Source organism: Halomonas sp. IOP_6 (assembly GCF_021151565.1).
Taxonomy (GTDB): Bacteria; Pseudomonadota; Gammaproteobacteria; order Pseudomonadales; family Halomonadaceae; genus Vreelandella; species Vreelandella alkaliphila.
This window is the reverse complement of record NZ_JAIRBO010000006.1, coordinates 237,774-252,563: the sequence shown is the minus strand read 5'-3', so window position 1 is coordinate 252,563 and position 14,790 is coordinate 237,774. Positions and strand designations below refer to the sequence as shown.

Sequence of the window (14,790 nt, the reverse complement as noted above, 5' to 3'; positions counted from 1 at the left end):
GCCTTCAAGACGCCTGCCCCGCGTCACCGCGGTAAATCAGAGATGTTCAACACTCTCAATTTCGTACTCAACATCGCCACCAGGTGTTTTTACCACCACCACATCGCCTTCTTCTTTGCCAATCATCGCTCGGGCGATAGGTGAGGTCACAGAAATGCGCCCCTCTTTAATATTGGCCTCGTCTTCACCAACAATGCGGTAGGTAACGCTGGCGTCGCTATCCAGGTTCAGCAACGACACGGTAACCCCAAAGATCACCTTGCCGGTTTTTGGCAGCTTAGTAACGTCGATTACCTGCGCACCTGAAAGCTTGCTTTCAATTTCCTGGATACGGCCTTCAATAAATCCTTGCTGCTCACGAGCGGCGTGGTACTCAGCGTTCTCTTTGAGATCGCCATGTTCACGCGCTTCAGCAATAGCAGCAATAACTTGAGGGCGGGCTTCGCCCTTCAAGTGATTAAGCTCTTCGCGAAGACTTTTTTCTCCCGCTACCGTCATCGGGACCTTGTTCATTGACTTGCTCCTGCATGCAGATCCTGAAGGCGCCGCACCGTAATCTCCCTACCGTACTCAAGCGCCATGCAAACAGCATTAGCGCCCGCCAAGGTGGTCGCATAGGGCACCTTGCGCGCGAGAGCAGTACGGCGAATAATTGAAGAGTCGTTAATAGCCTGACGACCTTCAGTCGTGTTCACGATGTAGGCGATTTCGTCGTTCTTCAGCAGATCGACGATATGGGGACGGCCTTCGTAGACTTTATTGACGTGCTCCACTTCCAGTCCAGCAGCCTCAAGTGCCGCTGCTGTACCGCGCGTTGCACATAGTGTGAAGCCCAATGTTAGCAGAGAACGCGCCACTTCGATAATCCCTTGCTTGTCGGGCTCGCGTACCGAAAGGAACGCTTTACGCTCGCCATCCAATGCTGGAATGGCTTCGCCAGCGCCCAGCTGCGCTTTAAAGAACGCTTCTGCAAAGGTCTCGCCAGAGCCCATTACTTCACCCGTCGACTTCATCTCGGGCGACAGAATCGGGTCAACACCTTGGAACTTGTTGAACGGGAAGACCGCCTCTTTCACGCTATAGAAGTGCGGAATAATTTCGCGCTCAAAGCCCTGCTCGGCCAGTGTCTTACCCGCCATGCAGCGCGCCGCGATCTGTGCCAACGAAGTGCCGATGCACTTAGACACAAACGGTACGGTACGCGACGCACGAGGATTAACCTCGATGACATAAATTTCGCCATCCTGCCACGCCAGCTGCACGTTCATCAGACCCTTAACGCCCAGCTCAACGGCCATTTTCTTGACCTGCTCGCGCATTTCATCCTGCACATCGGCAGGCAGCGAGTAAGGCGGTAACGCACAGGCGGAATCACCAGAGTGAACGCCGGCTTGCTCAACGTGCTGCATAATACCGCCGATCACCACCTGTTGACCGTCCGACACAGCGTCGATATCGATTTCGATCGCGGCACTCAAGAAGTGGTCAAGCAAAACGGGAGAGTCGTTAGACACCTTCACCGCATTGGTCATGTAGTTTTCAAGCTCGGAGGCGTCATAAACGATCTCCATTGCCCGACCACCCAGCACGTAGCTAGGACGCACCACCAGCGGGTAGCCGATGGCCTCTGCCTTGGAAAACGCCTCTTCAAAGCTGCGGGCAGTGGCGTTGGGCGGCTGCTTCAAGCCTAGCTTGTCGATCATCACCTGGAAGCGCTCGCGATCTTCAGCACGGTCAATGGCATCCGGCGTGGTACCAATAATCGGCACGCCTGCTGCCTCTAGCTCACGGGCAAGCTTCAGCGGCGTTTGACCACCGAACTGCACAATCACGCCAACCGGCTTCTCTTTGTCGGCAATTTCCAACACATCTTCCAGCGTCACCGGCTCGAAGTAGAGACGATCAGAGGTGTCGTAGTCGGTAGAAACGGTTTCCGGGTTGCAGTTGACCATGATGGTTTCATAGCCATCATCGCGCATGGCAAAGGCGGCATGAACACAGCAGTAATCGAACTCGATACCTTGACCGATACGGTTCGGGCCACCACCCAATACCATAATTTTCTGACGATCAGAGACGTCCGCTTCGCACTCCTCTTCATAGGTGGAGTACATGTAAGCGGTGTCAGAGGCAAATTCCGCCGCACAGGTATCGACACGTTTATAAACCGGACGAATGCCCGCTGCCTGGCGCGTTTTGCGGAACTCTTTTTCAGACACGCCCAGTAGCTTGGCCAAACGCGCGTCACCAAAGCCTTTGCGCTTAAGCTGGTAAAGCTCACGGGCAGAGAAATCGGCCAGGGCGCGCTTGGCGACGGCATTTTCAGTCAACACCAAATCTTCCAACTGCACCAGGAACCAAGGGTCGATATTGGTGAGCGCAAATACCTCATCGACACTCATTCCAGAGCGCATTGCGTCAGCCACATAGAAAATACGCTCGGCACCAGCGGCCTGCAGCTCGCCCTGAATGATCGCCATGTTGTCTGGCGTGAAATCGGTGATGATCGGATCAAGGCCATCGTTACCGGTTTCCAGACCGCGTAGCGCTTTCTGCAGCGACTCTTGGAACGTGCGGCCAATCGCCATCACTTCGCCCACCGACTTCATCTGAGTGGTCAGACGGTCGTTTGCCTGAGGGAATTTCTCGAAGGTAAAGCGCGGAATTTTAGTGACGACATAGTCGATTGATGGCTCAAACGACGCGGGCGTGCGGCCACCGGTAATATCGTTTTGCAGCTCATCCAAGGTGTAACCCACCGCCAGTTTCGCGGCGATTTTAGCAATCGGGAAACCAGTAGCCTTAGATGCCAGCGCCGACGAGCGCGATACCCGCGGGTTCATCTCGATAACCACCAGGCGACCGGTTTTCGGGTCCATACCAAACTGTACGTTGGAGCCGCCGGTTTCCACACCAATCTCGCGCAGCACCGCGAGGCTGGCGTCACGCATGATCTGGTACTCTTTGTCGGTCAGCGTTTGAGCTGGCGCGACGGTAATCGAGTCACCGGTGTGAACGCCCATAGGATCGAAGTTTTCAATCGCACAGACAATGATGCAGTTGTCATTCTTATCCCGCACCACTTCCATCTCGTACTCTTTCCACCCCAGCAGCGATTCATCGATCAGCAGCTCGTGGTTATTGGAAAGCTCGAAACCGCGGGTACAGATCTCTTCGAACTCTTCTTTGTTATACGCCACGCCGCCGCCGGAGCCGCCCATGGTGTAAGAAGGACGAATAATGGTCGGGAAGCCCAATTCAGCCTGAATTTCCCAGGCCTCATCCATGGTGTGCGCCACTTTGGCTTTCGGGCACTCCAAACCAATACGCTTCATGGCCTGATCGAACAGATCACGATCTTCGGCCATATTGATGGCATCGGCGTTGGCACCAATCATCTCGACGCTGTACTTTTCCAGCACGCCATGCTTTTCCAGGTCAAGCGCACAGTTGAGCGCTGTCTGGCCACCCATAGTGGGTAGAATCGCGTCCGGGCGCTCGGCCTCAATAATTTTTTCAACCGCTTGCCAGGTAATCGGCTCGATGTAGGTGGCATCGGCCATGGCCGGGTCGGTCATGATGGTAGCCGGGTTGGAGTTAACCAAAATAACTCGGAACCCCTCTTCACGCAGCGCTTTACACGCCTGGGCGCCAGAGTAGTCAAATTCGCAGGCCTGGCCGATGACAATCGGGCCAGCGCCAATGATAAGAATGCTGTTGATATCGGTACGCTTAGGCATAACGGTTCCCGCAAAATAGGTGACGATGAGCGACAAAAAAACGGCGTTACATGGCGGCGATCAAGGGCAGCGTTAGCGACGCGCCTGCATCATGGCAATAAAGCGATCAAACAGCGGCGCCACATCGCGCGGGCCGGGGCTGGCTTCCGGGTGACCTTGGAAGCTAAACGCCGGGCGATCAGTGCGCTCGATTCCTTGCAGCGTGCCATCGAACAGCGAACGGTGCGTGGCACGCACGTTGGCCGGAAGGGTCGCTTCATCAGCAGCAAAGCCATGGTTTTGGCTAGTAATCATTACCGTACCGGTGTCTAAATCCTGCACCGGATGGTTAGCACCGTGATGGCCGTGGCCCATCTTGATGGTTTTGGCACCCGAGGCCAGCGCCAGCAACTGGTGGCCAAGGCAAATGCCAAATACCGGCGTATTGGTTTCCAATACATCCTGAATTGCCTTGATGGCGTAATCACAGGGCTCGGGGTCACCGGGGCCGTTAGCCAAAAAGATGCCATCCGGATTCATCGCCAACACGTCAGCCGCAGGCGTTTGTGCCGGTACAACCGTCAACCGGCAGCCGCGCGCGGCCAGCATACGCAGGATGTTAAATTTCACACCGAAGTCATACGCCACCACGTGGTAAGGACGCTCACCTTTGGTAGTATCAGCGTAGCCCTCGCCCAACGTCCACTCGCCTTGGGTCCATTCGTAAGCCTCTTTGCATGAGACTTCCTTGGCCAGGTCCATGCCCTTCAACCCGGGAAATGCCTTCGCTGCCGCCAGCGCCCGCTCTACCGCATCATCGCCCTCTGCTTCTGCACCCGCCAGAATCGCACCGTTTTGCGCACCTTTATCACGCAGAATGCGCGTTAAACGGCGAGTATCGATATCCGCAATGCCCAGCACATTTTGGCTTTTTAGATAGTCAGAAAGGCTTTGCTCTGAACGGAAACTACTGGCTAGCAGGGGTAAATCACGAATCACCAGGCCAGCTGCGGCAATCGATGCAGATTCCACATCTTCCGAATTAATGCCGGTATTGCCGATATGAGGGTAGGTCAGCGTGACGATTTGGCGGGTGTAAGAAGGGTCAGTGAGGATTTCCTGGTAGCCGGTCATGGCTGTATTGAACACCACCTCACCGCTTGTGACGCCATCCGCGCCAATGGCAATGCCATGAAACACACTGCCATCTTCCAGGGCCAATATCGCGGGTTTGCTCAATGCGGGGTTATTCAAGACAAGTTCTCCCATGCTGGTGGGAGCCTGTGGGCGCAGGCTCGGCGATCCGGTTTGTCGGCGTTTGTGCGTGCAAACGTCGGGTCGTAAAAAAGCGGGACGAAGCCGATAGTAAAAAAATCGGTTTCATCCCGCTTGTTGTTCTCTTCCGTGGCGAATGGCCATGGCGCAGCATTTAGCTGACTGTTTTCTCTAACCTAAGGCCAGTGCAACAAGCGCGGTGCTTACCCTACAGAGATTCGTTCGCTGCAGATATTTTGCTGCTTTTTGCAGCCACTGGGCCAAAATTTTTGGAATGTTACAGGATTTATCGACCTTAGGCTAGCCCTAAAACTACCAGCAACTTTATATGCTCCATTTTGCCCCTGCAATCAATATGCCACGACCTTCAGGTCATTGATAAATGAGGAGGGTGGAAGTCGCCCCAAAATTTTTTGTGTACGTAATTAATATATTTGGTTGCCTTCTTGATGTTTTTTTGTCTACGCTTGTCCGAGTTGACCAAATGGTCAAACGCGTTTTTTTCGATAGCTCACCCAACAAATACAAAGAGAATATCGTCATGCCACAAAGCCCTACGCCGTATTCTGGCTCTCCTCCCGTACAAGCAACGAGCACCCTGGATAATTACTTCAATGTCAGCCGCCGCGGCTCCTCGGTGAAGACCGAAGTGCTTGCAGGCATCGCGACGTTTCTAGCCGGGATGTATATCATCGTGGTCAACCCAGCCATCTTATCCGATGCGGGTATTCCCTTTTCTGCAGCACTCTCCGCCACCGTGGTCATCAGCTTTTTTAGTAGCTTGGCCATGGGCTTGTATGCCCGCAACCCAATTTTAGTTGCTCCTGGAATGGGCATGAATGCGCTTTTCACCTACACCCTGGTGCTTGGCGCAGGGTTATCGTGGGAAGTTGCTCTAGGCTGCGTATTCTGGTCAGGAGTACTGTTCGCTGTTTTGGCGCTGTTTAACGTTCGCGAAGCCATCATCGAGGCCATTCCAGCCTCATTGCGCTATGCTATCACCTGTGGGATAGGCCTATTCATCACCTTTATTGGGCTCAAGAATGCCGGGTTCATCGTAGCCAACCCTGCGACCCTGATTAGCCTGGGTGATTTAAACGCAAGCCTAATAACCTTCTTTATTGGCCTAATGGCTACCGCGATATTAGCCATTCGCGGCTTCAATGGCGCTCTGATCTTAGGCATCGCCCTAACCACTCTGTTGGCAATCCCTATGGGGCGGCTGTGGAGTGACGACGTATTGGTGGCTTGGCAAGGCCTAGCCGCATGGCCGGATTTCTCGGCGGTAATGAAGGTCGATATTCTAGGCGCCCTCAAGGTGGCTTACCTGCCGTTCATTTTCGTGATGCTGTTTACTAACTTCTTCGACTCACTGTCTTGCTTTATGGCGCTATCCGAGTCAGCGGATCTCAAGGATGCCAACGGTAATCCACGCAACCTTAAGCGTTCCATGACGGTGGATGCTTTCGCATCGATGATCGCGGCCCCTCTCGGCACCAGCGCGGCACAAACCTTTATCGAATCCGGTGCTGGCGTTGCCCAAGGCGGCCGCACAGGACTCACGGCAGTCGTTATTGGCGTATTGTTCCTGCCTTTCTTGTTTCTCTCACCGTTGCTGTCCCTAGTTCCCAGCATCGCGACCGCCCCAGCTCTTGTCCTGGTGGGGCTGTTCATGATGGCACCGATTGGAAAGATTGACTGGAGCCGTCTCGAGGAAGCCTTTCCCGCATTTCTGGCCATCATTTTAATGCCGCTGACGTACTCCATCACCCTGGGTATCGCCTTTGGTTTTATCAGCTTTGTGCTCATCCGGCTGGCCACCGGCAAGTTGGACGAGATTAAGCCTGCAATGTGGGTCTCCGCCCTGTTAGCGGTGGTTATGCTGCTGACAGCACAATAGACGACTCTTCTCATGCTGAGTCATCAAAAAATACCCCGTTTCTCACGCACCACCTGACCGATCGGACAGCACTTAAGCAACCAATAACAACATAACGGGTAGGACTATGATTACATTTCACCTCAATGGGCAACCGCATCGCGTTACAGCGGATGTTCACCTTAGCGTTCTGGAGCTGCTAAGAGAACAACTACACCTGACCGGCACCAAGGAAGGTTGCGCGTCTGGTGATTGCGGCGCTTGCACAGTAGCCATCGGGGCACCCGATGCCAATGGCGAGCTACGCTACCACAGCGCCAACGCCTGCATCATGCCCGCTCATCAGCTCCAAGGACGCCACTTAGTCACCGTCGAAGGTCTCGCTGACGACCAGCAGTACCTGCATCCCGCCCAGGCAGCCATGGTCGAATGCCATGGTAGCCAATGCGGCTTCTGCACGCCGGGCATTGTGATGTCATTGTTCACACTCCACGAAGAACAGCACACTAACCCGCTCGCCACTCCCTTTAGCCCTGAGCGCCTTGAAGCCGCACTTGGCGGCAACCTGTGTCGCTGCACTGGCTATCGCCCCATTCGTGATGCGGCATTAGCAATGAACAGTATCGATGGTCATCGCCCTGAATGGTTAGATGCAACACTGAATGATGCGCAAGATAATCAGCACGTGGCCAACCTGGACGAAACCAGCAGCCGTTTCCATCAGCCTCGTCAGTTGAATGACCTAATACGCCTACGCGCAGCCCATCCAGAAGCACGTTTGGTTGCGGGTGCCACTGACCTTTGGCTTGAAGTCACCCAACAACTGAAGGACTTACCACGGCTTATCGATACCACGCGCGTAAGTGAGCTTCAGCAAATTGAACAAGGTCAGGATGCGAGCGGGCGCCCCGGTTGGTGGATCGGAGCAGCCGTCACCTATGCACGCTTGGAGCCTTTACTCGAGAGTGAATACCCAACCTTTGCCCATCTTCTACACCGCCTCGGCTCGGCTCAGGTACGCAACCGCGGCACCTTAGGCGGTAATGTCGCCAATGCATCCCCCATCGGCGACACCCCGCCGGTGCTGCTGGCCCTTGATGCACAGCTTCGCCTCGCAGGCCCTAACGGCTCCCGCGAGATTGCCGCCAACAACTTCTTCATCGACTACAAAAAGACCGACTTAGCTAACAATGAAGTATTAAGCGCGGTTTTCATCCCGGCCCCGCAAGCAGGCCGCCAGCTAAAAGTATGGAAACTCTCGAAGCGGCGCGAAGATGATATTTCTGCCGTGCTGAGTGCTTTTGCCTGGCATCTGGAGGATGGATGCCTACGCGATGTACGCCTGGCCTTCGGTGGCATGGCCGGCATACCTGCCCGAGCCCGTGGGGCCGAAGCGGCTCTCGAAGGGAATCCGCCCTCACCAACCGTCTTCGAGGCTGCACGCCAAGCGCTCGCGAATGACTTTTCACCGATGAGCGATGTTCGTGGCAGTGCCGACTACCGCACGCGGTCAGCGAGTGCGCTACTTGAACGCCTACGTCTGGTCATCGAATCGTCTACCCACACCCAACCACACACTCAGGAGGTGATGCTCCATGCGTACGCTCACTGATCTGCCAGCACCACAGCCTGAGCAGAAAGCATTTCATCCAGCACAACATACCGGCCGTTTTTTTTCTGGCACCTCGGCCAATCACGAGAGTGCCATCAAGCATGTCACCGGGCGCGCGGCTTATATTGATGACCTAGCCCTTCCGGCCAATGCCCTCCACCTAGCCGCAGGCCTGTCATCTGTCGCCCACGGGCGCATTACCCGCATGGATCTGGAAGCGGTAAGGTCTGCTCCTGGTGTGGTCGATGTTATTAGCGTGGCAGACGTGCCAGGCCATACCGATATTGGCCCCGTTTTCCCAGGGGATCCCATCATGGCTGACGGCGAAGTGCTCTACGCGGGCCAGGTGCTATTCGCCGTGGCGGCCGACAGCCATCGTGCGGCTCGTCAAGCAGTCGAAAAGGCAATTATCGAGATCGAAGAGCGCCCAGCAAGCCTCGACCCCGTTGCTGCCGCCAACGCGGGTGATCTGGTTCGCCCCACTCATCAACAGATCAGTGGAGATTGGGAAAAAGCCTTTGCCGACGCCGCCATTGTCGTTGCTGGCAAACAGTTTGTCGGCGGCCAGGAACACTTCTACTTGGAAGGGCAGGCCTGCGTCGCCCATCCCAGCGAAGACGAAGGCGTCATGATTCACACCTCTAACCAGCATCCCAGCGAGACGCAGAAACTGGTTGCCGAGGTACTCGGTATTCCCTTCCATGCCGTTACCGTCGAGACACGCCGCATGGGGGGCGGATTCGGAGGCAAGGAAACACAGGCTTCACCTTGGGCTTGCATAGCCGCATTAATCGCCCGGCGAACCGGGCGCAGCTGCCGCTTCCGCTTACCGCGAGTCGATGACATGCGCGTAACCGGTAAGCGCCACCCTTTTCATAACGACTACCGCCTTGGCGTCGATGCCCATGGCGTGATTCTGGGTGGCGATATCAATGTAATCGGCGACTGTGGCTATTCACCCGACCTTTCCGACGCCATTGTTGATCGCGCTATGTTTCACTCGGATAACGCCTATTCGCTGGGTGACGTCCGCGTTACAGGATATCGAGCGCGCACCCATACGGCCTCTAACACCGCCTTCCGCGGCTTCGGCGGCCCCCAAGGTATGATGGTTATCGAAGCGGCAATGGAGGATATCGCTCGCCGCCTAGGCGAAGATCCGCTGACGATACGCAAGCGCAATTTTTATCGCGACGGACGCAACACGACGCATTACGGCCAGACGGTGGATCAGACCGTTCTTCTGCATGAGCTGGTTGAGCAACTCGAAACCTCTAGCGACTACTGGCAGCGACGCCGAGAAATCCGGGAGTTCAACGCCAAGAGCCCCGTCATTCGCAAAGGCTTAGCGTTGACCCCAGTAAAATTCGGCATTTCCTTCACCGCCCAGCACCTCAACCAAGCGGGCGCGCTACTGCACGTCTATACCGACGGCAGCGTAATGATCAACCACGGTGGCACCGAGATGGGCCAGGGGCTGCACACGAAGATTTGCCAAGTGGTGGCGCGTGAGCTGGGCCTGGATCTTGATAGCGTGCGCATCACCGCCACACGTACCGACAAGGTGCCCAATACCTCTCCCACCGCCGCCTCCAGCGGCGCCGACCTCAATGGCCAGGCAGCTCGCGATGCCGCGCTCAAACTAAAAACACGGCTTTATGACTTTGCTGCCGAGCACTACCATCTCGATCGAGAAACCATCCACATCAAAGAGGGTTATCTAATAGCCGGCTTTGGCGAAAGTGAACGCCGCATCGCTTGGGGAGAGCTGGTTCAAGCCGCCTATCTATCGCGCATCTCGCTATCGGAAAAAGGCTTCTACGCCACACCATTGATCCATTATGACCGTGCCAGCGGCAATGGACGCCCCTTCTACTACTATGCCTTTGGTGCGGCGGTGGCCGAAGTTTCAATCGATACCTTGAGCGGCGAATACTTGGTAGATCGTGTCGACATCCTCCACGACGTGGGTGACTCCCTGAATCCGGCTATCGATATCGGCCAAGTCGAAGGTGGTTTCATTCAGGGGATGGGCTGGTTAACCAGTGAAGAGCTGAAATGGAATGGTAAAGGCCAACTGATTTCGAATGGCCCCGCGACCTACAAGATCCCCACTTACGGCGATCTACCCGCCACTTTCAATACCTCCTTAATGGAAGGCCACCCCAACTCCATGGCCAGCATCTATCGCTCCAAGGCAGTAGGTGAACCCCCTTTTATGCTTGGTATGTCGGTATGGGCGGCCCTGCGTGACGGCTTGGCCAGCCTAAACGGATACACCCAGGCGATACCTCTGGACACGCCAGCCACACCGGAGCGAGTCATGGCTGCCGCCGAAGCCGCACGCGCCAAACTTGACCCTGCCGCTGACAAACGACACAGCAATGTCCGTTAAGCCTTCCCCCTCTAACTATCTTCAGGAGCAACATCATGAATGAAGAGCAAGGACAAAGCCTGAAACAAGAGCAGGGGCAAGCCTGGTTAATACGTGCACGGGTCTTGAGTTTCGATGCCGATCCCGGCGATGGTGACACGCCCCGAGAGGGTAGCGTTGTCTACCACCAAGACGGTGCCCTGTGGTGGGCCGATGGCCGCATTCAGGGCGTTGGCGACTATCGCACCCTGGCCCCTCAGCTGCCCGCCGATATCAGCGTCATCGACCAGCGTGACAAGCTGGTCATGCCAGGCTTTATTGACAGCCATGTTCACTACGTTCAGCTCGATATCATGGCCTCTTATGGCCGCCAACTGCTGGACTGGTTGAATGACTACACCTTTCCTGAAGAGTGCCGTTTCGCCCAGCGCGCACATGCCGACAACATGGCCGACGCTTTTCTCAAAGAGTTGATGCGAGTCGGGACCACCACCGCCCAAGTGTTCTGCTCAAGCCATCCCAATTCGGTAGATGCCTTCTTCAGCGCCGCCCAACGCCGCGGCCTATGTATGCTCGCTGGCAAGGTACTGATGGATCGCCACGCCCCCGAAGCACTTACCGACAAGACCCTCGGCGGCATTCGTGATACCGAGCGCTTGATCAGCGACTGGCATGGCACCGACCGCCTTGGCTACAGTGTTACGCCGCGCTTTGCTCCCACATCCACACGCACCCAGCTTGATGCCGCTGGCGGCCTGCTGCGCAACGATGAAAGCCTATGGCTGCAAACTCACTTATCGGAAAACCTCGGCGAACTGGACTGGGTAGCCGAGCTGTTTCCAGAAAGCCGTGACTACCTTGAGGTTTACGAGCAGTCCGGCCTGGTTGGGCCACGCAGCACCTTTGCCCATGGCATTCATCTGGACAATGGCATGCGCAAGCGGCTGGCTGAACGCAGTGCCAATATCGCTTTTTGCCCCAGCTCTAATCTCTTCCTTGGTAGCGGCTTGTTCGACCGCCACGCCGCCCATGAAAGCGGGTTAAATCTAACCCTGGCCAGCGATATTGGTGCTGGCACCGATCTTTCCGGATTAGCGACTCTCAAGGCGGGCTATCAAGTAGGGCAACTGCTCGGCCAGCCACTGACGGCCTGGTCAGGCTTCCATGCCCTGACCAGAGGCAATGCAGTATCCCTATCGCTAGATGACCGTATCGGCCGTTTCGCACCAGGCATGGATGCCGATTTTGTAGTTATCGACCTGTCCGCCTCACCGCTGATGGCACGACGTATGGCACGATGCGAAAGTTTGGCAGAGGAGTTATTCACTCTAATGATGCTAGGCGACGACCGCGCTATCTTCGAAACCTGGGCTGGAGGACGCCTACAGCACCGGCGTCAAAATTAAGCAGAAAATCAATCAGGAGGGGGGCCAAAAAGCAGCAAGCCCCCTCACCCTGCTAGCGGGTTCGGAGGCCATCCAAACAGTTATGTTCAGCAGCCAACAGAGTACATATCGAAACGCCCCCTGTTGTACTAAAACATTACTCTAAACCTAATACATCCTGCATATCGTAACGGCCATGCGCCTTATCAGCGACCCAGCGAGCAGCGCGAACCGCGCCTTTAGCAAAGGTCATACGGCTGGAGGCTTTATGGGTAATTTCGATACGCTCGCCTTCAGTGGCAAACATCACTGTGTGCTCGCCAACAATGTCGCCAGCGCGCACGGTGGCAAAACCGATTTCTTTGTCGGTGCGCGGACCGCACTGGCCTACCCGCTCATAGACACCGTGCTCTTTTAACGTGCGGCCGATGCTCTCCGCGACCACTTCTCCCATCTTAATCGCCGTGCCAGAAGGCGCATCCACTTTATGACGATGGTGCGCTTCAATGACTTCAATATCGTAGCCTTCGTCACCGAGGGCTTTTGCAGCGGTCTCAAGCAGCTTGAGGGTCAGGTTAACGCCGACACTCATATTAGGCGCGAACACCATGGCCACTTTATCGCGGTAGCTGTCCAGCTCGGCCAGTTCGTCATCGCTCATGCCGGTGGTGCCAATCACAATGCCCTTGCCGTGCTCGGCGCAGAATGCCAAATTTGCCAGGGTTACCTGCGGCGCAGTGAAATCGATTAGAACATCGAAGTCGTCCACAATCGCAGCGAGAGAATCGACGGCCACCACACCGCGTTTGCCAACACCTGCCAGCTCACCAATGTCCGCACCCGCCAAGGAACTACCTGGCTCAACGATACCGCCTGCAAGTGAGGCATCTGCCTGCTGTTCTACCGCATTTACTAATGTGCGGCCCATACGGCCAGCGACGCCTACAATGGCAATTCGAGTCATGAGAACTCCTGCGCGTGCGCCGTTCGGCACCCAGCTTGGTATAAGAAAAACAAGGATAAAAAAGTGGCCGAAATTATAACAGACCCCTGTTAATGATGCGGCGCTTGCTTAAGGCAGCGCGCACGCTGCTTCGAACGAGTTAGTTCTCCCAAACAATTTCCAGCGGCTCGTCTTTTGCCATGCGCATGAGATGACTTTCCACCACCCCTTCCAACTGATCCAGATGCTCTTCTTCCAAGGTTTCAAGGGACACAATCAAGCGATCCGCCTCGGCATGCATCAGGCAGGTGCCATTGGCAAATGTGATTTTGGCTTCCTGCTCATTATGCTCAATCTCAAGCTTATGTGCCCAGTGCTTGCACAAGCGGTTTATCAAGCGCTCACCAGAAGGCGTTACGATTTCGGCACGGGATAAAGGCATCGTATTTTCTCCACAAAGATAGTGAGTTAGATCTTACTAGCGTAATCCTCACAGTAGAAATCGCAAAGTAAGAAATGAGAATCCCTTGCAACAGCATGTTTCTGTTCAGGGAAACGCTTATCGTCGAAGAAGCCGTTTAATCCGGCGGCCTTCCAGTGTGGCCAGCCCGACCCCGCTAAGTAGCAACGGCAGTGCCAGCAAAAAGCCGCTAGAAACCGGCAGGCCAAACAGCAGCCAATCTGCTAACACAGGCCACACCAACGCAATGTATTCAAAAGGCGCTAGGCGTGACGCTTCGGCGTAACGCAGCGCCAGCGTCATCGCAATATGGGCCGTGCCGCCAAACAAGCCAGAAAGCACTAACAACCACACCACATCACCGTTTAGTGGTGCCCAGCCCAAGGGCAGCGTTGCCAACCCCGCTAGCGCAGAGACCAGAATAAAGTAGAAGGCAATGGAACCGGCTGTTTCGGTACGTGAAATGCGCCGTACGGTTAGCAGCGCTCCAGCAGTTAACAGCGCGCTCAGCGCCCCTAGCGCATAGCCAGCCAGTTGCCCTTGCTCGCGACTGGCCTCAAGCCCTGGCAGCACCAGCACCGCCACCCCAGCCAACGCCAACGCAATAGCGCCCGCCCGATAAAGCGAGAAACGCTCCCCCAGCAGCAAGACACCACCCAACGCCATAAACACGGGCGTCAGCTGGGCTAACAACGTAGTTTCCGCGACAGGCAACAAGGCCACCGCCGCGAACGATGCGAACATTGCCGCTGCCCCAAGCCCCGAGCGCAACGCATGCCCCAGTGGACGGCGCGTCGCCAATCCCTGCGGAAACTCGCGACGAAGCATCAAAAAAACAACAATCGGCAACAGCGCAAATAGCGAGCGGAAAAACACCGACTGCCCTACCGGCACCTCGTCACTCACCGCTTTAATACACACCAACATACCGGTAAACAGCACGCCGGAAAGCACCCGCAGCCCAATGCCCAACCCAGAGCGAGACTCTTCATCCGCTAGCATTTGCCCTCGTCCTTATGTGCAAATAAGTTATGTGCAAATAATCCACGCTTTAAAAGGGTATCGGTTAGCGATTAAACGATAAGCCCATCAGACCCGCTATTTTACACTATGCAACACAATGAGTTAGCGATAAGCAATCAA

General features: G+C 55.5%; 10 protein-coding genes. 4 read left to right on the top strand and 6 right to left on the bottom strand.

What is annotated here, in order from left to right:
- Positions 1 to 36: 36 nt before the first annotated feature.
- From greA to carA, 3 genes are all read right to left on the bottom strand, one after another.
- The gene (gene greA / locus K7H08_RS13250) at positions 37 to 513 is read right to left on the bottom strand and encodes a transcription elongation factor GreA (protein WP_009723748.1); all 477 of its coding nucleotides are present in this window, start codon (positions 511 to 513) and stop codon (positions 37 to 39) included.
- A complete protein-coding gene (carB, locus tag K7H08_RS13245) occupies positions 510 to 3,740 on the bottom strand; it encodes a carbamoyl-phosphate synthase large subunit (protein ID WP_231658227.1) in 3,231 nt (1,076 codons plus the stop codon). Before carB ends, greA begins: the two co-directional genes overlap by 4 nt.
- 72 nt (positions 3,741 to 3,812) lie before the next feature.
- On the bottom strand, positions 3,813 to 4,958 hold the full coding sequence (gene carA, locus K7H08_RS13240) for a glutamine-hydrolyzing carbamoyl-phosphate synthase small subunit (RefSeq protein WP_198349569.1): 1,146 nt from the start codon (positions 4,956 to 4,958) through the stop codon (positions 3,813 to 3,815).
- Between the two features lie 577 nt (positions 4,959 to 5,535).
- Between carA and K7H08_RS13235 the strand changes: the two genes are divergently transcribed.
- The 4 genes from K7H08_RS13235 (at position 5,536) to guaD (ending at position 12,265) form a co-directional block, all read left to right on the top strand.
- Positions 5,536 to 6,894 carry an NCS2 family permease gene (locus tag K7H08_RS13235; RefSeq protein ID WP_231658226.1) on the top strand — a complete coding sequence of 453 codons (1,359 nt, stop codon included), beginning with the start codon at positions 5,536 to 5,538 and terminating at the stop codon, positions 6,892 to 6,894.
- Positions 6,895 to 7,000: 106 nt separating this feature from the next.
- Positions 7,001 to 8,485, top strand: coding sequence for a xanthine dehydrogenase small subunit (gene xdhA, locus K7H08_RS13230; protein ID WP_231658225.1), 1,485 nt, complete (start codon positions 7,001 to 7,003; stop codon positions 8,483 to 8,485).
- Positions 8,469 to 10,880, top strand: a complete 2,412-nt coding sequence (gene xdhB, locus K7H08_RS13225) for a xanthine dehydrogenase molybdopterin binding subunit (protein ID WP_231658224.1) — start codon at positions 8,469 to 8,471, stop codon at positions 10,878 to 10,880. Before xdhA ends, xdhB begins: the two co-directional genes overlap by 17 nt.
- A gap of 35 nt (positions 10,881 to 10,915) precedes the next feature.
- Entirely contained in the window at positions 10,916 to 12,265 is a 1,350-nt protein-coding gene (gene guaD, locus K7H08_RS13220) for a guanine deaminase (RefSeq protein WP_120385881.1), read from the top strand.
- Between the two features lie 136 nt (positions 12,266 to 12,401).
- Here the strand turns inward: guaD and dapB are convergent, their stop codons facing one another.
- The 3 genes from dapB to K7H08_RS13205 form a co-directional block, all read right to left on the bottom strand.
- Positions 12,402 to 13,208, bottom strand: a complete 807-nt coding sequence (gene dapB, locus K7H08_RS13215) for a 4-hydroxy-tetrahydrodipicolinate reductase (protein WP_095604435.1) — start codon at positions 13,206 to 13,208, stop codon at positions 12,402 to 12,404.
- A gap of 139 nt (positions 13,209 to 13,347) precedes the next feature.
- Positions 13,348 to 13,629 carry a DUF2218 domain-containing protein gene (locus tag K7H08_RS13210; RefSeq protein WP_038480678.1) on the bottom strand — a complete coding sequence of 94 codons (282 nt, stop codon included), beginning with the start codon at positions 13,627 to 13,629 and terminating at the stop codon, positions 13,348 to 13,350.
- Between the two features lie 117 nt (positions 13,630 to 13,746).
- A complete protein-coding gene (locus K7H08_RS13205) occupies positions 13,747 to 14,649 on the bottom strand; it encodes a DMT family transporter (protein WP_198349517.1) in 903 nt (300 codons plus the stop codon).
- Positions 14,650 to 14,790 lie beyond the last annotated feature (141 nt).